The sequence below is a fragment of the Amycolatopsis sp. WAC 01416 genome, assembly GCF_003947485.1.
In the GTDB taxonomy this organism is placed as follows: Bacteria; Actinomycetota; Actinomycetes; order Mycobacteriales; family Pseudonocardiaceae; genus Amycolatopsis.
In genome coordinates, this window is sequence record NZ_QHHX01000003.1 from 398,544 (window position 1) to 416,620 (window position 18,077).

General features: G+C 68.7%; 15 protein-coding genes. 13 read left to right on the forward strand and 2 right to left on the reverse strand.

All coding sequences use genetic code 11. The features are described 5' to 3' along the window. Positions 1-264 precede the first annotated feature (264 nt). The 12 genes from DL990_RS11725 (at position 265) to DL990_RS11780 (ending at position 15,007) form a co-directional block, all read left to right on the forward strand. A complete protein-coding gene (locus DL990_RS11725; RefSeq protein ID WP_125798666.1) occupies positions 265-1,059 on the forward strand; it encodes a TIGR03084 family metal-binding protein in 795 nt (264 codons plus the stop codon). Beyond that, a complete protein-coding gene (locus DL990_RS11730) occupies positions 1,056-2,747 on the forward strand; it encodes an acyclic terpene utilization AtuA family protein (protein ID WP_125798667.1) in 1,692 nt (563 codons plus the stop codon). Before DL990_RS11725 ends, DL990_RS11730 begins: the two co-directional genes overlap by 4 nt. Beyond that, positions 2,744-3,892, forward strand: coding sequence for an acyl-CoA dehydrogenase family protein (locus DL990_RS11735; RefSeq protein WP_125798668.1), 1,149 nt, complete (start codon positions 2,744-2,746; stop codon positions 3,890-3,892). The genes DL990_RS11730 and DL990_RS11735 overlap by 4 nt, the downstream gene beginning before the upstream one ends. Then, positions 3,889-5,487 carry an acyl-CoA carboxylase subunit beta gene (locus DL990_RS11740; protein WP_199746311.1) on the forward strand — a complete coding sequence of 533 codons (1,599 nt, stop codon included), beginning with the start codon at positions 3,889-3,891 and terminating at the stop codon, positions 5,485-5,487. Before DL990_RS11735 ends, DL990_RS11740 begins: the two co-directional genes overlap by 4 nt. A 5-nt stretch (positions 5,488-5,492) precedes the next feature. After that, the gene (locus DL990_RS11745) at positions 5,493-7,445 is read left to right on the forward strand and encodes a biotin carboxylase N-terminal domain-containing protein (protein ID WP_125798669.1); all 1,953 of its coding nucleotides are present in this window, start codon (positions 5,493-5,495) and stop codon (positions 7,443-7,445) included. Next, a complete protein-coding gene (locus DL990_RS11750; RefSeq protein ID WP_125798670.1) occupies positions 7,442-8,608 on the forward strand; it encodes an acyl-CoA dehydrogenase family protein in 1,167 nt (388 codons plus the stop codon). Before DL990_RS11745 ends, DL990_RS11750 begins: the two co-directional genes overlap by 4 nt. Positions 8,609-8,620: 12 nt before the next feature. Beyond that, the gene (locus tag DL990_RS11755; RefSeq protein ID WP_125798671.1) at positions 8,621-9,460 is read left to right on the forward strand and encodes an NAD(P)-dependent oxidoreductase; all 840 of its coding nucleotides are present in this window, start codon (positions 8,621-8,623) and stop codon (positions 9,458-9,460) included. Next, positions 9,457-10,089 carry a TetR/AcrR family transcriptional regulator gene (locus DL990_RS11760; RefSeq protein WP_125783844.1) on the forward strand — a complete coding sequence of 211 codons (633 nt, stop codon included), beginning with the start codon at positions 9,457-9,459 and terminating at the stop codon, positions 10,087-10,089. The genes DL990_RS11755 and DL990_RS11760 overlap by 4 nt, the downstream gene beginning before the upstream one ends. 87 nt (positions 10,090-10,176) lie before the next feature. Beyond that, positions 10,177-10,446, forward strand: coding sequence for a hypothetical protein (locus DL990_RS11765; protein ID WP_125798672.1), 270 nt, complete (start codon positions 10,177-10,179; stop codon positions 10,444-10,446). 298 nt (positions 10,447-10,744) lie between these two features. Beyond that, complete coding sequence (locus tag DL990_RS11770; RefSeq protein ID WP_125798673.1) at positions 10,745-11,212, forward strand: hypothetical protein; 468 nt, start codon at positions 10,745-10,747, stop codon at positions 11,210-11,212. Positions 11,213-11,415: 203 nt separating this feature from the next. After that, positions 11,416-13,419 carry a CobW-like GTP-binding protein gene (locus DL990_RS11775; RefSeq protein ID WP_233620442.1) on the forward strand — a complete coding sequence of 668 codons (2,004 nt, stop codon included), beginning with the start codon at positions 11,416-11,418 and terminating at the stop codon, positions 13,417-13,419. A 49-nt stretch (positions 13,420-13,468) separates the two neighbouring features. Further along, positions 13,469-15,007, forward strand: coding sequence for an ABC transporter substrate-binding protein (locus tag DL990_RS11780; RefSeq protein ID WP_125783852.1), 1,539 nt, complete (start codon positions 13,469-13,471; stop codon positions 15,005-15,007). Between the two features lie 85 nt (positions 15,008-15,092). Here the strand turns inward: DL990_RS11780 and DL990_RS11785 are convergent, their stop codons facing one another. Then, the gene (locus tag DL990_RS11785) at positions 15,093-16,043 is read right to left on the reverse strand and encodes a chitinase (protein ID WP_125798675.1); all 951 of its coding nucleotides are present in this window, start codon (positions 16,041-16,043) and stop codon (positions 15,093-15,095) included. Between the two features lie 230 nt (positions 16,044-16,273). Here DL990_RS11785 and DL990_RS11790 point away from each other — a divergent pair, with 230 nt between their 5' ends. Beyond that, a complete protein-coding gene (locus DL990_RS11790) occupies positions 16,274-17,533 on the forward strand; it encodes a GGDEF domain-containing protein (protein ID WP_233598798.1) in 1,260 nt (419 codons plus the stop codon). On the opposite strand, the gene DL990_RS11795 is transcribed toward DL990_RS11790, so the two are convergent. Continuing rightward, positions 17,530-17,994: a nucleoside deaminase gene (locus DL990_RS11795; RefSeq protein ID WP_199746312.1), complete on the reverse strand. Its 465-nt coding sequence runs from the start codon at positions 17,992-17,994 to the stop codon at positions 17,530-17,532. The two genes, DL990_RS11790 and DL990_RS11795, sit on opposite strands and share 4 nt — an antisense overlap. Between the last annotated feature and the right edge of the window lie 83 nt (positions 17,995-18,077).

The following is an 18,077-nucleotide window of genomic DNA, read 5'->3' on the forward strand; positions in this document are numbered from 1 at the left end:
CGAATCGCCACTCACGACCCCACCGCAAAACGCTCGAATCGGGCACCGCCGCCCCGGAACTGTCCGCTGCGGACAGTCGAGGAGGTGCCAGGCTGCCGCGACAAGCCCGCCACCCATTTGACCAGTGGTTATGCGACTTTGCCGGGCCCTGTACCTAGGTGCAAGGAAGGGTCCTCATGTGCTTCGAGCGCCGACAAAACAATCAGGCGTGCTTGATTTTTCCGGCGGCGGGTGCCAGCCTGAAGAAGACGCGAGGAGGCGGGCATGGCTGACCTGGGCGTGATCCTTGGGGATCTCGCGGCGGAATCGCAGGCCATCGACGACGTGGTGGCGGATCTGCCCGCGTCGGACTGGGCGAGGCGGACCCCGGCCGAAGGCTGGACGATCGCCCATCAGATCGCTCATCTGGCCTGGACGGACAAGAAGGCGCTGATCGCGGCGCGCGGCTCCGAGGCCGAGTGGCAGGCCGAGATCGAAGGGCTGCTCGCGACGGGCGAGTCCTACGTCGACGACGGTGCCGCCGAGGGCGCGAAGACGCCGCCTCGTGAGCTGCTGGCCGAGTGGCGCGCCGGCCGCGCGGAACTCGCCGAAGCGCTCGCCGCGGTGCCCGACGGGCAGAAGATCCCCTGGTACGGCCCGCCGATGAGTGCCGCGTCCATGGTGACCGCGCGGCTCATGGAGACCTGGGCACACGGCCAGGACATCTTCGACGCGCTCGGCCTGGAACGGGAGAACACGGCCAGGATCTGGCATATCGCCCGGTTCGGGACCCGCACTCGCGACTTCGCCTACAAACTCAACTCGCTCTCCCCGCCCGCCGTGGAATTCCGCGTCGAACTGACCGCGCCCGACGGCACCACCTGGGCGTTCGGGCCCGAGGACGCCGAGCAGCGGCTCACCGGAAGCGCGGTCGACTTCTGCCTCGTCATCACCCAGCGGCGTCATCCCGCCGACACCGGCCTGGTCGCCGCGGGCAAGGACGTCGAGGAATGGCTCGGGATCGCGCAGGCCTTTGCCGGGCCTCCCGGCGCCGGACGGAAACCGGGGCAGTTCGCATGACCCCGATCAGGATCGGCAACGCGTCCGGATTCTACGGCGACAGGTTCTCCGCCGTCCACGAGATGCTCACCGGCGGCCCGCTCGACGTGCTGACCGGCGACTACCTGGCCGAGTTGACCATGCTCATCCTCGGCCGGGACCGGATGAAGGACCCGAACCGCGGATACGCCAAGACCTTCCTGCGCCAGATGGAACAGAATCTCGCGCTGGCCAAGGAAAAGGGCGTCAAGATCGTGGCGAACGCCGGTGGGCTCAACCCCGCCGGCCTCGCGGACGCGCTTCGCGAACTGGCCGCGAAACTCGGCGTCGACGTCGCCATCGCGCACGTCGAGGGCGACGACCTCGTCCAGCGGGCGGAAGAACTCGGCTTCGGCAAGACCCTGACCGCCAACGCGTACCTCGGCGCCTGGGGGATCGCGGAATGCCTGAACGCGGGCGCCGACATCGTGGTGACCGGCCGGGTCACCGACGCGTCGGTGATCGTCGGCCCGGCAGCCGCGCACTTCGGCTGGGCGCGCGGCGACTACGACGCGCTGGCGGGCGCGGTCGCGGCCGGGCATGTGATCGAATGCGGTACGCAGGCCACCGGCGGCAACTACGCCTTCTTCACCGAGCACGAGATCAGCGTCCCGGGTTTCCCGATCGCCGAGATCTCCGCCGACGGCTCCAGCGTGATCACCAAACATCCCGGCACCGGCGGCGTGGTGAACGCCGGAACCGTTACCGCGCAACTGCTCTACGAGATCACCGGCGCCCGCTACGCCGGGCCGGACGTCACGGCGCGGTTCGACACGCTGACGCTCGCCGAGGACGGCCCGGACCGCGTCCGGATCAGCGGCGTCACCGGGGAGCCGCCGCCTCCGACCCTGAAGGTCTGCCTGAACGGGCTCGGCGGCTTCCGCAACGAGACGACGTTCGTCCTCACCGGACTCGACATCGAGGCGAAAGCCGCGCTGGCCAAAGAACAACTCGAAGGCGCGCTCAAGGCCAGGCCGCCGGCGGACGTCCAGTGGACCCTCGCTCGCACCGATCGCCCCGACGCCGAAACCGAGCAGCAGGCGAGCGCTCTGCTGCACGTCGCGGTGAAGGACGCCGATCCGGAGGTCGCCGGGCGCGCGTTCAGCGGTGCGGCGATCGAACTCGCGCTGGCGAGCTACCCCGGCTTCCACGTCACCGCACCGCCCGCGGCCGCCTCGCCCTACGGCGTGTACCGGCCCGCGTTCGTCGACGCGCACGAGGTGCCGCACGTCGCCGTCCTGCCGGACGGAACGCGCCGCGACATCGCGCCCGCCGCCGAAACCCTGCCTCTGTCCGAAGTGGACGACGACCGGCTGCCCGCACCGTTCACCCAGGCCCAGGTCCGCCGGGCACCGCTGGGCAGGGTGGTCGGCGCCCGCAGCGGCGACAAGGGCGGCAACGCGAACGTCGGTGTCTGGGCGCGCTCCGACGAGGCGTGGCGCTGGCTCGCGCACCGGCTCACCGTCACCGAGTTCAAACTGCTGCTCCCGGAGACCACGGACCTCGAGGTCCGGCGGCATCTGTTCCCGAACCTGCGGGCGATCAACTTCGTCGTCGAAGGCATCCTCGGCGAGGGCGTCGCGTCGCAGGCGCGGTTCGACCCGCAGGCGAAGGCGCTCGGGGAATGGCTGCGCTCCCGCGAGATCGACATCCCGGAGGCCCTCCTGTGACCGACCCCTTCTCCACGCCGGAACGCGCCGAACTGCGCAAGACCGTGCGGCGGTTCGCCGAAACCGAGATCCTGCCCCACCTCGAAGGCTGGGAGCGCGAGGGCGAACTGCCCCGCGATCTGCACCGCAAGGCCGGGGAACTCGGGCTGCTCGGCGTCGGCTTCCCCGAAGAGGCCGGCGGTGGTGGCGGTGACTACCTCGACGCGGTGGTCATCGCCGAGGAACTGCACTACGCGGGCGGTTCCGGCGGCCTGTTCGCCTCGCTGTTCACCTGCGGCATCGCCGTCCCGCATATCGCGGCGGCCGGGGATCCGGTGCAGATCGAACGCTGGGTCCGGCCGGCACTGGAGGGCCACAAGATCGGCTCGCTCGCGGTCACCGAACCCGACGGCGGCTCCGACGTCGCCGGGATCCGCACCACCGCGGTACGCGAGGGCGACGAGTACGTCATCAACGGGGCCAAGACCTTCATCACCTCGGGCTGCCGCGCCGACTTCGTGACCACCGTGGTCCGCACCGGTGAGGCAGGCGCCCACGGGATCTCGCTCATCGTGGTCGAGCGCGGCACGCCGGGGTTCACCGTCTCCCGCAAGCTGGAGAAGATGGGCTGGCTCTGTTCGGACACCGCCGAGTTGTCCTATGTGGATGTCCGCGTGCCCGCGGAGAACCTGATCGGCGCCGAGAACAGCGGTTTCGCGCAGGTCGCCACCCAGTTCGTCACCGAACGGGTCTCGCTGGCGGTGCAGGGTTACGCGCACGCGCAGCGAGCGCTCGACCTGACGCTGGACTGGTGCCGCCTGCGCGAGACCTTCGGCCGTCCGCTGATCTCCCGTCAGCTGGTGCAGCACAAGCTCACCGAGATGGCGCGCAAGATCGACGTCGCCCGGACCTACACCCGGCAGGTCGCCCAGCGGCACGTCGCGGGCGAAGAGGTCATCGCCGAAGCCTGTTTCGCGAAGAACACCGCCGTCGAAACCGCCGAATGGGTGGTCAACGAGGCCGTGCAGCTGCACGGCGGACTCGGCTACATGCGGGAGTCCGAAGTGGAGCGTCACTACCGTGACGTGCGCATCCTCGGTATCGGCGGCGGGACCAACGAGATCCTCACCGGCTTGGCCGCGAAGCGATTGGGATACACCGCATGAGCACGATCAGGTCCAGTGTGGACACACGAGGCGAGGAGTTCGCCACCAACCGCGAGTCCATGCTCGGCAAACTGGCCGAGATCGACGGCGAGCAGGCCAAGGCGATCGCGGGCGGCGGCGAGAAGTACGTCGCCCGCCACCGCAAACGCGGTAAACTGCTGGCCCGCGAACGGATCGAACTCCTCCTGGACGAGGACTCACCGTTCCTCGAGCTGTCGCCGCTGGCGGCCTGGGGTTCGGACTACCAGGTCGGCGCCAGCGTGATCACCGGGATCGGCGTCGTCGAAGGCGTCGAGTGCATGATCTCGGCGAGCGACCCGACGGTCAAAGGCGGGGCGAGCAACCCGTGGACGGCCAAGAAGAGCTACCGTGCCGCGGACATCGCCGCGCAGAACCGTCTGCCGGTGATCAACCTCGTCGAGTCCGGCGGCGCGGATCTGCCGACGCAGAAAGAGATCTTCATCCCCGGAGGCCGGATCTTCCGCGACATCACGCGTTCGTCTGCGGCGAAGGTGCCCACGATCGCCCTGGTGTTCGGCAACTCGACCGCCGGCGGCGCGTACCTGCCCGGCATGTCGGACTACGTCGTGATGGTCAAGGAACGGGCGAAGGTGTTCCTCGGCGGGCCGCCGCTGGTCAAGATGGCCACCGGTGAGGAGTCCGACGACGAATCGCTCGGCGGCGCCGAGATGCACGCCCGCACCTCCGGTCTGGCCGACTACCTCGCGGCGGACGAAGAGGACGCGATCCGGCTCGGCCGCAGTATCGTCAAACGGCTCAACTGGACCAAACAGGGGCCGACACCGAAACCGGACTACGCCGAGCCGTTGTACTCCGCGGAAGACCTGCTCGGCATCGTGCCCACCGACCTCAAGGTGCCGTTCGACCCGCGCGAGGTGATCGCCAGGGTCGCCGACGGTTCGGACTTCGACGAGTTCAAACCCTTGTACGGCAGCAGCCTCGCCACCGGCTGGGCGAGCATCCACGGCTACCCGGTCGGTGTCCTCGCCAACGCCCAAGGCGTGCTCTTCGGCGAAGAGTCGCAGAAGGCCGCGCAGTTCATCCAGCTGGCCAACCAGATCGACACGCCGCTGGTGTTCCTGCACAACACCACCGGCTACATGGTCGGCAAGGAATACGAGCAGAGCGGCATCATCAAACACGGCGCGATGATGATCAACGCCGTGTCGAACTCCAAGGTGCCGCATCTGTCGGTGCTCATGGGAGCCTCGTACGGCGCCGGGCATTACGGCATGTGCGGCCGGGCCTACGATCCCCGGTTCCTTTTCGCCTGGCCCAGTGCGAAATCCGCGGTCATGGGGCCGCAGCAGCTGGCGGGGGTGCTGTCCATCGTTGCCCGCGCCGCCGCCGCGTCGCGAGGCCAGGACTACAACGAGGAACACGACGCCGCCATGCGCGCCATGGTGGAGGGGCAGATCGAAGCGGAGTCGATGCCGATGTTCCTCTCCGGGATGCTCTACGACGACGGGATCATCGATCCCCGCGACACCCGCACGGTGCTCGGGCTCAGCCTGTCCGTGATCCACAATGGACCAGTGAAGGGCGCCGAAGGCTTCGGCGTCTTCAGGATGTGAGCGGCATGATCGAGAAATTGCTGGTCGCCAACCGTGGTGAGATCGCCCGCCGCGTGTTCCGCACCTGTCGCGACGCCGGAATCGGCACGGTCGCGGTGTTCTCCGACGCGGACGCGGACGCGCCGCACACCGCCGAAGCGGACGTCGCCGTCCGGCTGCCGGGCAACGCGCCCTCCGACACCTACCTGCGGGCCGAACTCCTGATCAAGGCGGCCGTCGAGACCGGCGCCGACGCGATCCACCCCGGCTACGGCTTCCTGTCCGAGAACGCCGCGTTCGCCCGCGCCGTGATCGACGCGGGGCTCACCTGGGTGGGGCCGCCACCGGAAGCCATCGAGAGCATGGGCTCCAAGGTCGAGTCCAAGCGGATGATGGCCGACGCCGGTGTCCCGATCCTGTCCGAATTGGACCCGGCCGAGGTCACCGAGGCCGATCTTCCGTTGCTGGTCAAGGCTTCCGCCGGGGGTGGCGGACGCGGGATGCGCGTCGTGCGCTCGCTCGGCGAACTCGCCGAGGCCGTCGAAGGGGCGAGTGCGGAGGCCGCTTCGGCCTTCGGCGACGCGACCGTGTTCTGTGAGCGGTATCTGGAGACCGGTCGTCACATCGAGGTGCAGGTGCTCGCCGACACGCACGGCACGGTGTGGGCGGTGGGGGAGCGGGAGTGCTCGATCCAGCGCCGCCACCAGAAGGTCGTCGAAGAGGCGCCGTCGCCGTTCGTCGACGAAACCATGCGAGAGGCGCTGTTCGACGCCGCCCGCAAGGCTGCTCAGGCGATCGACTACGTCGGCGCCGGGACGGTCGAGTTCCTCGCCGGACCGGACGGGCGGTTCTACTTCCTGGAGATGAACACCCGGCTCCAGGTGGAGCATCCGGTCACCGAGGCCACGACCGGACTCGACCTCGTTTCGCTGCAACTGCGGATCGCCGAGGGCGAGCACCTCCCGATCGAGGAGCCGGAGACGCGGGGCCACGCGATCGAGGTCCGGCTTTACGCCGAAGATCCGGCTGCGGGCTGGCAGCCGCAGAGCGGCACGTTGCACCGCTTCGCACTGCCCGCCGCGCAACGGGAATTCGAAGTCGGTCCGGGTGTCCGGCTGGATTCCGGTTTCGTCAGCGGGCAGACCGTCGGCGTGCACTACGACCCGATGCTCGCCAAGGTCATCGCCTACGCCCCGGATCGCCGGAGCGCGGCGCGGGCACTGGCCGGCGCCTTGGCCGGAGCGGAGATCCACGGCGTGGTGACCAACCGCGACCTGCTGGTGAACGTCCTGCGTCACGAGGCCTTCCTCGCCGGCGAGACCGACACGGCGTTCTTCGACCGGCACGGACTCGAAACCCTGGCCCGTCCACTGGCCACTGTGGACACAGTACGGATTTCGGCGCTGGCCGCGGCTTTGGCGGGGGCGGCGGCGAACCGCTCGGACGCGCGGGTGCAGGGGCGGCTGCCGAGCGGCTGGCGCAACGTCCGTTCCCAAGGGCAGCGCAAACGTTTCCGTCAAGGCGACGACGAGATCGAGGTCGCCTACACCCTCGGCCGTGACGGTCTGCGCGCCGACGGTTTCGAAGGCGTCGACCTGGTTTCCGCCGAGAGCGACGGCGTGGTCCTGGAGGTCTCCGGGGTGCGGCGGAAGTTCGCCGTCGCCCGGTACGGCGGCACGGTGTACGTCGATTCGCCGGAAGGTGCGGTCGAGCTGGGTGTGGTGCCGAGGTACACCGATCCCGACGCGGCGCTCGCCGCCGGATCGCTGGTGGCGCCGATGCCGGGTACGGTCGTCCGGCTCGCGGTCGAAGCGGGCGACCCCGTCAAGACCGGCGATCCCTTGCTGTGGCTCGAAGCGATGAAGATGGAACACCGGATCGCGGCGCCCGCCGACGGCGTCGTGACGGAACTCCCGGTGGTGGTCGGACAACAGGTCGAAGTGGGCACGATCCTCGCGGTGGTAGGAGACAACGAATGAACGCGATGAACTTCACCGAGCCCGAGGAGCGCGTCGCGCTGCGGGCCGCCGTCGCCGAACTCGGCAAGAAGTACGGGCACGAGTACTACGCGAAACAGGCCCGTGCCGGGCTCAAGACCGACGAGCTGTGGGCCGAGGCCGGACGGCTCGGCTACCTCGGCGTGAACCTGCCCGAGGAGTACGGCGGCGGGGGAGCGGGCATCGCGGATCTCGCCGCGGTGCTCGAAGAACTCGCCGCGGCGGGCTGCCCGCTGCTGCTGATGGTCGTCTCGCCGGCGATCTGCGGCACGGTCATCTCGCGGTTCGGCACCGAGGAGCAGAAGAAGCGCTGGCTGCCCGGGATCGCCGACGGCAGCGGGCGGATGGTCTTCGCGATCACCGAACCGGACGCCGGGTCGAACTCGCACAAGATCACCACCACCGCGAAACGCGACGGCGACGGCTGGGTCCTCAGTGGACGGAAGGTCTTCATCTCCGGTGTCGACGAGGCGGACGCCGTCCTGGTCGTCGGCCGCACAGAGGACGCGAAGACCGGCAAGCTCAAGCCCGCACTGTTCACCGTCCCGACCGACGCGCCCGGCTTCGAGTACCAGCAGATCGAGATGGACATCGTCTCGCCGGAGAAGCAGTTCGGCCTGTTCCTCGACGACGTCCATCTGCCGGCCGACGCGCTGGTCGGCGAGGAGGACGCGGCGATCGCGCAGCTGTTCGCCGGGCTCAACCCCGAACGCATCATGGGCGCGTCGTTCTCGCTCGGCATCGCCCGCTACGCGCTGGGCAAGGCCGTCTCCTACGCCAACGAGCGCAAGGTTTGGGGCGCGCCGATCGGCACCCACCAGGGTCTCGCGCATCCGCTGGCCGAGATCAAGATCGAACTGGAACTGGCGAAGCTCATGACGCAGAAGGCGGCGTCGCTCTACGACTCCGGTGACGACTTCGGCGCGGGCGAATCGGCGAACATGGCCAAGTACGCCGCCGCCGAGGTGGCCATTCGCGCGGTCGACCAGGCCGTGCAGACCCATGGCGGCAACGGTCTCGCCAGCGAATACGGGCTGGGCACGCTGGTCACAGCCGTCCGGCTGGGCCGGATCGCGCCGGTGAGCCGCGAGATGGTGCTCAACTTCGTCGGCCAGCACAGCCTCGGCCTGCCCCGGTCCTACTGAGAGGCGACCTCCGTGAGCACCCTCCACGGCAAGACGATCATCATCTCCGGTGGCAGCCGCGGGATCGGCGAGGCCATCGCGGTCCGCGCCGCCCGCGACGGGGCGAACATCGCCTTGCTGGCCAAAACCGCCGAGCCCCATCCGAAACTGCCGGGAACCCTTTACACCGCTGCCAAGGCGATCGAGGACGCCGGCGGGCAGGCGCTGCCGATCGTCGGCGACGTCCGGGACGACACGTCGGTCGAGGCCGCGATCGCGCGGACCGCGGAGCAGTTCGGCGGGATCGACATCGTGCTCAACAACGCCAGCGCGATCGACCTGACCCCGACCGAAGCGGTCAGCATGAAGCGTTACGACCTGATGCAGGACGTCAACGCGCGCGGTTCGTTCCTGCTGTCGAAACTCGCCATCCCGTACCTGAAACTGTCGGAGAACGCGCATATCCTGACGCTGTCGCCGCCGATCAGCCTCGACGAGAAGTGGTTCCAGGCCGGGCATCTCGCGTACAGCATCGCGAAGTACTCGATGAGCCTGGTGACCGTCGGGCTCGCCGCGGAACTGCGGCAGTTCGGGATCGCGGCGAACTCGCTGTGGCCGCGGACCACCATCGACACCGCGGCGATCCGCAACGTCGTCGGCGCCGAACTCGCGGCGAAGTCGCGGACGCCGGAGATCATGGCGGACGCGGCGCACGCGATCCTCACCAAACCGAGCCGCGAGGCGTCCGGGCACTTCTACATCGACGACGAGGTGCTCGCCGCCGAAGGGGTCACGGACTTCTCGAAGTACCGCATCGGCGAGCGGGAGGAAGACCTGCAGCTCGATTTCTGGGTCGAGAGCCGTATCCCGTGATTCGCGAACCACAGCAGGAGCGCAGCCGCACGACCCGGCGGCGGCTGGTCGAGGCCGCCGTCGAGACGATCGGGGAGCTCGGCTGGAACGGGACCACCGTCGCGCTGATCGCCGAACGCGCCGGGGTCTCGCGCGGTGCCGCCCAGCACCACTTCCCGACCAGGGAGGACCTGGTCGCGGCCGCGGTCGAGCACGTCGGCGAGATCCAGATCGTGGAACTGCGCGCCCGCGCGGCGGAACTGCCGTCGGGGCGTTCGCGGATCGAGCGGGCCGTCGACATGGTGCTCAACCTCTACGGCGGGCCGATGTTCCGCGCCGCGCTTCATCTGTGGGTCGCGGCGTCGACCGACGAGTCGCTGCGCGCGACCCTGGTGCCGCTGGAGGCCCGGGTCGGCAGGGAAGCGCACCGGGTGACCGTCGAACTGCTCGGCGTCGACGAGTCCCACCAGGGCGTCCGTGAGCTGGTCCAGGCCACTCTCGATCTTGCCCGCGGCCTGGGTCTGGCGAGCCTGCTGACCGATGACACGAAGCGGCGCAAGCAGATCGTGGCGCAGTGGGCGCGGGTACTGGAGCCCACCCTGGCGTCCGCGAAGATCTCACGGAACCGAGAAGCCAACGACAACGTCTGAGATCTTGTTAACACTGATGGAGCAGCGACCGATAACACCGTGTAAGTGCTGCTGATTCAGGTGGCTGATCGAGAGAGGTCAAATCCGGTGTCCGGTTCAGAGGTCGAACTGTCCCATCGAGCCATGGCGATGCTGCGAGCGGTCGCGGCGCGCCGTGCCCAGATGTCGTGCAGCTGCGAGCCGGATCTTTTCATCGACGGGTTCGCCTGTTGCGATCAGATGACCGCGCACGCGCTGGCTCACGGTGGCTACATCCGCCCCGCCGAGTCCACCGGCCTCTCCGCGGTCACCGGCCGCGTGCCCGCCGAGCAGACCGAGGCGGGCGAGGCCGCGATCACGGTCACCGCGGCTGCCTGACCTTTCACCGCATCGTCCGTCCGCAGTGGACGACGATCGTTTACAACCGCCTCCCGCGTTCCTAGGATCCACCCCGGGATGAGGCCGTCGCGCGATCGACGGACCGGGTTGGGAGGTGCCGATGGCACGCACGGCTCGCCGCGATGCCGGTGGGGACGCCCTGGGCCCGCCACGGCCGAAGGCCCCGCTATCGCGGTGGCAGGGCACCATTACCGCCCTTCGCGAGCTGAAAGACCAGGTCGCGCCCTGCCGACGTCGATCGCGGACGCGGGTTCACCAGCAGACACTGAGCGAGTTGATGCGGAAAGCCGGTGCGGCGCCCCGTCGCCGGGGACCGCGCGGGCCCAAACACCGCGCTCCGGACACCGCCGCTCCCGGTAACGGGAAGATCCGGCGGATTTCGGCGCTTTCGGCGGGCGGAGTCGTCGTCGGCGGTGTGCTCGTCGTCCTGCTCACTCCGGCCGATCCGGTCGAGGTCGTCCCGGGGACGCCGCTCCCGCCGCCGTCGCTGATCATCGCCCCGCAGGCTGTCGATGCCCCGGACGAAGCGGCTTCTTCGACCACCCCGTCGGGCCCATCGGGCGGCAGTGTCGCGCCCCCACCGCCGATGACGGCGTCGATGCACGGCTCGGAGACGCCGTCACCGACGCCCACCCCGGTCCGTGCGGAACGGCCGGATCCGCGCGCCGGTCACCACGAGTGGTATTACGACTGGCACCACGGCGGATATCCGAGTGGCGGTCGTTGGCCGCAGTGGGGCGGATAGCGCCGTTCGGGTGATCGGCGGCGTCGCTCACCGTCGAACAAGAATCACGATTCGCTCCGGGTCTCATCCTTTCGTGTCTGGTGTCTTTTTTCCCGTGTGCGGGCTTCGGCCCGGTACCTACGATGGTTCGCACTCTCCATTCCGTCCGGAGCAGAGCGAGGGGCTGAACAGGAATAATGAGTGTGGGGCGACATTCTCCCGCGGTGCAGCTCGCCCGGAGAATGCTGATCAACCGTGAGGTCGGGAATCCGTCACGTCAGCAGCCGGTGACGCTGCTGCTCGGGCCGGTCGGTTCGGGTAAGACCACGGCACTGGAAGCGATCCGTCAGGACCTGGGCTGGGGTGTCGTGCACGCCGGATTCGATTTCGGGCACGGCGGCAGAGCGGGCACGATCGACGTGCTCACGAAACTGGCCTACTCGTTGTCGAGTAAATGGCGGAATCGACCGAAACCGCAGTTCGTTCGTTTCACCATCGCGCTGATCGCGGTTCAAGCGGAGCTTTCCGGGCGAAATCGTGACGAAGATCTGGTGCAGCTGAAATCGTTGATCAACAGTTTCCACGGAATCATCTGGACACCGGCGCTCGACAAAGCGCTCGACACGCTGACCGAGACGGCGAAGGCGACCGGTCTCGTCGAACCACCGTATGCGGATCTGTTCCGCCAGACGTTCCCGCATCTGGTCCGGAACATCCGGCCACGGCTCGGCAAGGCACTGCGGTCGCTGGCCGACTTCCCCAACGCCGAAGGGAGATCCCCGTTCGACGCGCTGCTCGAACTCAACCGCCTCGCGCACGGCAGCGCCCGCGACGCCAAGGCGGTCACCGAATGGCTGATGGCGGCGTTCCTCGGCGACGTCCGGGAGAACCATCCGCGGATGGCAAGACCGGAGGAGAAGAGCCCGTGCGCCTGCGACATCACGCAGCAGCGCAGGCACTGGCACAACTGGGTGGTGGTTCTCGACGACGTCGACCATGCCGGCGGGACCGAGTTCCTCGCCGACCTGATCACCGCGCGGGAACGGCACGCCGTCCAGCACCCGAACGACCGCGAGGTCCACGACGCGCTGCTGGTCATCGCCACCAGCGGGCGGTGGCACGACGATTGGGGCACCGCCTGGCTGGCGCCGTGGAAACCCGCCTCCGGCGCGCCGTCCGCCGTCCGGCCGATGGCGGACTGCGAGGAGGCCTCCTACGACGACTGGGCGAACCCAGCCCACGGCGCGCTCGATTCGGCGTACTACCCGGTCCGGATCTCTCCTCAGCCGATCGGGCGGATCGCGCGCGTCCTCGATTCCGGCGCGCTGACCCCGAAGGTCACGCTCGCACACCGGGCGACCGGCGGGCTGCCGTCGGCGGTCGAGCAGCTCGCGACGCGGTTGCGGGCGAGCGACGTGCGCGAAGGCGACCGCGATCTGCTCACCACCGACGCCCGTGGCGAGCAGGATCCTTGCTACCGCAGGCTGACCGAACTCGGCCTGACCGAGCACCTCGACGACGTCGAGCTCGACGACTTCGTGACCGCGGCCCCGTTCGCGACCGCACCCTGGCTGATCCCGGACGCCGCGCAGAGCCGGATCGACCAACCGCACGTCGGGCGGATCCTGACCGAGCTGCGCACCTCCTTGTGGGTGACGGCGAGGAACTCGCCCGGTACGACGGACGACCAAGCGGCGCTGCATCCGTGGATCGCCGCGAACCTGGTGTCCGCGCTGGCCCGGCGTGGGGACGGGGACGGGCCGACCTACACGGATCAGTTCAAGGCCCTGCGCGACGATCCGGACACCGCACAGGATCCGGTGCGCCTGGCCTACTGCAACCTCGCGCTGGGCGACATCGGCGAGGTGGTCACCTTCTTCGAGCGGGAGTTCAACCGGATCCCGCACGCGGAATGGGTCGCGAAGCTCGAGCTGGTCCTCAACGCGCCCGACGATCTGCCACCCGAGCGGGATCACGCGGAGCTGTACGAAGAACTCGTCAACCTGGACAACGCGCGATGCCCGGACGACCGGTCCGAGATCCGGAACAACGTCGCCCGGCTCATCGCGGCGGGCTGGCTGACCGCCAACCCGTTCGCGGTCCGCGGGCAGGGCCAGCACCAGGTGATCGCGAACGCCTTCGCCGCGCTGGCCACCACCTCGCACCAGCCGGACGTCGGCGCGCTCGTGTCGGCCAAGGAAGCCGCCCGGCGCGGCGAATTCCCCTGAACCTGAACGGAACTCTGTGATGTCCTGGCTCGATTCGTTGAGAACACGTATGTCCGAGGCCCGTGAACGCGCGGTGACAGGGCCGCCGGTGCGGCCACGGGGCTGGGGGCGCCGCCATCGGGTGCTGCTGGTCGCGGTCGTGGCCCTGCTGGTGGGTGCCGTGCTGGCGTGGATCAGACCCTGGGAGTCCTGCGGCCCGGGGCTGCGGTCGGTGGACGCGGACGAGGAGTCGGTCGGCACGTCGTACGTCTGCGTCGGGTTGAATCTCGACTCCGGCCCGGTGCGGGACGACGACCCGCTCGACCCGCTCGAAAAGCTCATCAAGAGCCGCAACGAGGCGGCGGGCGACAACTTCAAGACCATCGTGATGCTGGAGAACCTCACGCCCGATCCGAAGGTCGACAGCCAGCCGTTCCCGTTCGTCCAGCGGGAGGTCCAGGGCGCGATCACCGCCGCCTGGCCGAAGAACGGGCCCCCGGGGATCAAGCTCCTGCTGGCCAACTACGGGAGCAACGCCGCCCACTGGCGTGTCGCCGCAGAAGAGATCGTCGCCGCGGCGGCGGCCCAGCGCATCGTGGCGGTCACCGCTGTCGGCAACAGTTCGGAGAACAGCCGGGCGCTGGTGGCCGAGCTGTCCCGGCACGGCATCGCCACGATCGGCGCGACCCCCACCGCGGACAACATGAACACCGATCCGAAGGGTGCGCGGATCGACAACTTCTTCCGGGTGGGCCCCACGAACACCGACGAGGCCCGCGCAGCGGCCGGATACATCGCCGCACACGGTTTCCGGCGCGTGATGATGATCCAGGGAGTCAGCAAGGAGGACACCTACGCGACCACACTCGCCGAGGCGTTCCAGAACTCGTCGAAGATCCCGGTCATCTTCACGAAGACCTACGACGTCAAGCCGTTCACCGACATTTCGCGCGAGCGCTATCTGCGAGGTCTGTTCAGCAAGTGGCACAACGACATCTGCGGCGCGAGGCCCGATCTGATCTACTTCGCCGGCCGCGGGCTCGATGTCGGCGCCCTCGTGGCGGCGCTGGCGGGCGACGGCGCCTGCGAAGGGCTCGACACGGTGACCGTGATGACCGGGGACGACGCGAGCACGCTCGCCGGGAACCCCTTGCCGTTGAACGGGGACATCAGTGTCCGCCTTCGCTACACGGCACTCGCCTATCCCGACCAGTGGGATATGTTCACCGCAGACCCGGCGCATCCGGCGTACAAGAAGAACTACGACAACTTCGTCGCCGAATTCACCGGGACCCACGGATTTCCCAAGGCGGAACTGTGGGACGGCGCCGCGATGATCGAACACGATGCCGTCGCCGCGGCGGTCGAAGCGGCGGTGCAGAACGTGTCGGCCGATCCGGTTTCGGTGGCGGATGTGTTGCGCAGCATCGACTGCAATTCACCGGTGCCCGGCGCCACCGGATTCGTCGCGTTCGACCAGGCGACCGGGAACCAGCTCGACAAGGCGTTGCCGATCCTGTCCATCGACCCGGACGGATCGGTGCATCCGGTCGACCTCGTGTGGTCGCGCGGGCGGCCGTTGAACACAAAGCCGGATTGCGGTCGCTGAAGGGCGGAGGTCGTGAAAGCCTCCTTCCCTGCCTTGCGAGTAGGGAAGGAGGCCTTCACGGACTGACACCGGTGGGGAACGGAAGTCAGCCGGTGTAACCCGCCACGATCTTGGTGTAGTCGTACTTGCCCTGCGCGATTCCGGCGCAGTTGTTGCAGTCCCGGTTCACCGCCCAGAACGACAGCCGGGCGAGATGTTTGCTCGCCGCGTAGTCACGGATGGCCCGGAAGTCGGCGACGCTGACGGTTTCACCAGCCACGTCGGTCTTCCCGTTCATCGACGAAAGCCCGCTGCGCCGGTAGGCCGCGTCGTCGCTCAGGCCGAAGGTGGACTTCACGACGTTCTTCAATCCGTCCACGGCACTGCGGGTCTTGCCTGCCATGTCACCGCCGCTGGAGAAGTCGAACGGCATGACCGACCACGCGTCGACTCCCGCGCCGAGCGCCTTCGACTGGTTGATCAGCCGCTTGCCGTGCGCGTTGGGGCCGCCGACCTCGGTCGGGATGGTGATGACCACGCGCAGGCCGGGGTTCTTCTGCTTCGTGATCTTGACGGCGTTCAGGATCCGGTCCTGGACCGTGTAGTTCTCGAATTCGTCGGTGTTTTCGACGTCGAGGTCGATCGCCTTGAGTTTGTAGGCGTCGATGACCTTCTGGTAGGCGCCGGCGAGTGCCGCGGGGGTGCCGCATTTCGGCCCGAGTTTCGTGCCGGACCAGCCGCCGAACGACGGGATGACGTCGCCGCCCTTCGCCCGGATGTTGTTGATCATCGTGGCGTCGGCGCCGGTGAGTGAACGGCTGCCGTCCCATTTCGGGTTGCAGCCGCCGTCGGAGAGGATGAACGCGAGGGTGAACGCCTTGACCCCGGTGGCGTTCATCGCGGCGATCGGGTCCGTCTGTCCCGACCATTGGTACAGATAAGGCGAAGCGAGTACCGCGTCCGGGGCCGCCGAGGCGACGGGGGCGAGGCCGACGGCCGTGGCGAGAGTGGCGCCGACGGTGGTGGCCAAGGTCGCCCAGCGTCGTAGGGATTTCATCGGTCCTCCAACTGGTACGCGCGCGGCGAGGGCGCGCAGGTGTGGAGCACCTCCGTCTTGACGCGGCGTATCAACCGGGAGGTAACTGTGTGCTCACTCACAGTGGACTGGACCAATGAGGACTGTCAAGAATTCACCGGGATTCCCGGTGGAAACGACCGACCTTAGTAGGGGGGTCTTGACCCGGAAAGCGGATCGACACCACCGCGATTACCGGCTAGTTTGCCGAAATGGTGGGGGACTCCCTGATGGCGACCGGAAGCCGCGGCCGGAGAGATCGGCTCGCCGCACCGCGGAAGATACTGGGGTCCTGGAGCCTATGGGAAGTACCCAGGCGTGGCCTGATCGGGTACCTGCTCCTCGTCGACGCCGCCGCTTTCGCCGCCACCGCGTACCTCTTCGTGTTACGGCCGCCCGCGCCTTCGTCCTTGCTCCCGTTTTCCTGTCTGCTGGCGGGAATGATCCTCAGTTCGGAGCTTTCGCGCCCCGTCGAGCGGTCCCGCGCCGACACCCGGCTCGGTGCCGGACTGGACGCGGCCTGGATCTTCGCGGGCGCGTTGCTGCTGCCGCCGGCGCCGGCCGCGGTACTCGTCGTCGCCTCGGCGGCATACCGCTGGTGCCGGATTCGGCGCGGTATCCCGCATCGCCAGGTGTTCGCGGCCTCCGCCACCATGCTTTCGGCGCTCGGCGCGTCGATCATCCCTGTCTTGCTGGGTGCGCCGCCATTCCTCGACGCGGCAAGGGATTTCGAAAGTTTCGCACTGGTTTTCGCGACCGGCCTGGTGTTCCTGTCCGTCGACGCCGCCTTGGCCGCGCCGGCGGCCGAATTCGGGGCGGAACCTTCGGGATTCGCCTTCGACGCGGCGATGGTCGCGTTCGGCTTGCTGCTCGCGTGGTCGGCGGCGGACTGGCCGTTCGTCACCGTGGTACTCGCGGGCGCTCTCGTGGTACTTCACCGGGCGGGGACGATGCGTGCCCTGCGCGGCCATGCGGGGACGGACTCCGGCACCGGACTGCTCACCGCGTCGTCCTGGTTGGACGGTGCCCGCACCCAGTTCGAGCTGCTTCGCGGCCGTGGCGCCGATCTCTCGCTGCTGATGCTCGATCTCGACCATTTCGCCCGGCTCAACGACCAGCACGGCAGACACGTCGGGGACGACGTTCTCCGTGCCGTGGCGGACACTTTGCGCGCGGAGGTACGGGCGGCGGACCTCGTCGGCCGGTTCGGCGGCGAGGAGTTCGTCGTCCTCCTGCCCGGGACGAGCCGGTTCGACGCGCACGCGATCGCCGAACGCATCCGGCTGCGGATCTCCTCGACGTTCGTCTCACTGGGTGGGACGTTCGCCGGGGCGACCGTCTCGATCGGGGTGTCGTCACAACCGGCCGCCGGCGAGACGCTCGACCGGCTCGTCGGCGCGGCGGATCAGGCGCTGCGCGCCGCGAAGGGGGCAGGACGCAACCGGACCGTCGTCTTCGAGGCCGAAACCTAGCCTTCGGCCGGGACGCCGATGTCCTCGAACCACAGCTCCGGATGGTCCCGGATGAACTCGGTCATCAGCGCGGTGCACGCCGGGTCGTCGAGCAGGGTGATCTCGACGCCGTTCTCCTCGAGCCAGCCGTGCCCGCCCTCGAACGTGGCCGCCTCGCCGATGATCACGCGGCCGATGCCGAACTGGCGCACCAGCCCGCTGCAGTACCAGCAGGGGGAGAGGGTGGTGACCATGATCGTGTCGCGGTAGTGCGGCCGCCTGCCCGCGTTACGGAACGCGGAGGTCTCGGCGTGCATCGACGGGTCGCCGTCCTGGACCCGGCGGTTGTGGCCGCGGCCGAGCAGGACACCGGCGGTGTCGAAGAGCGCGGCGCCGATCGGGACCCCGCCCTCGGCCTTGCCGAGTTCGGCCTCTTCACGGGCGACGGACAGCAGGTGCGCGGGATCGATCACCTGGGTCACCTTACGGCTCGTGAGTGGCGTTTCGGGTTCTAACCCGAAACGCCACTCACGACCCCAATGCGGACCGGAACTGTCCTCGATGT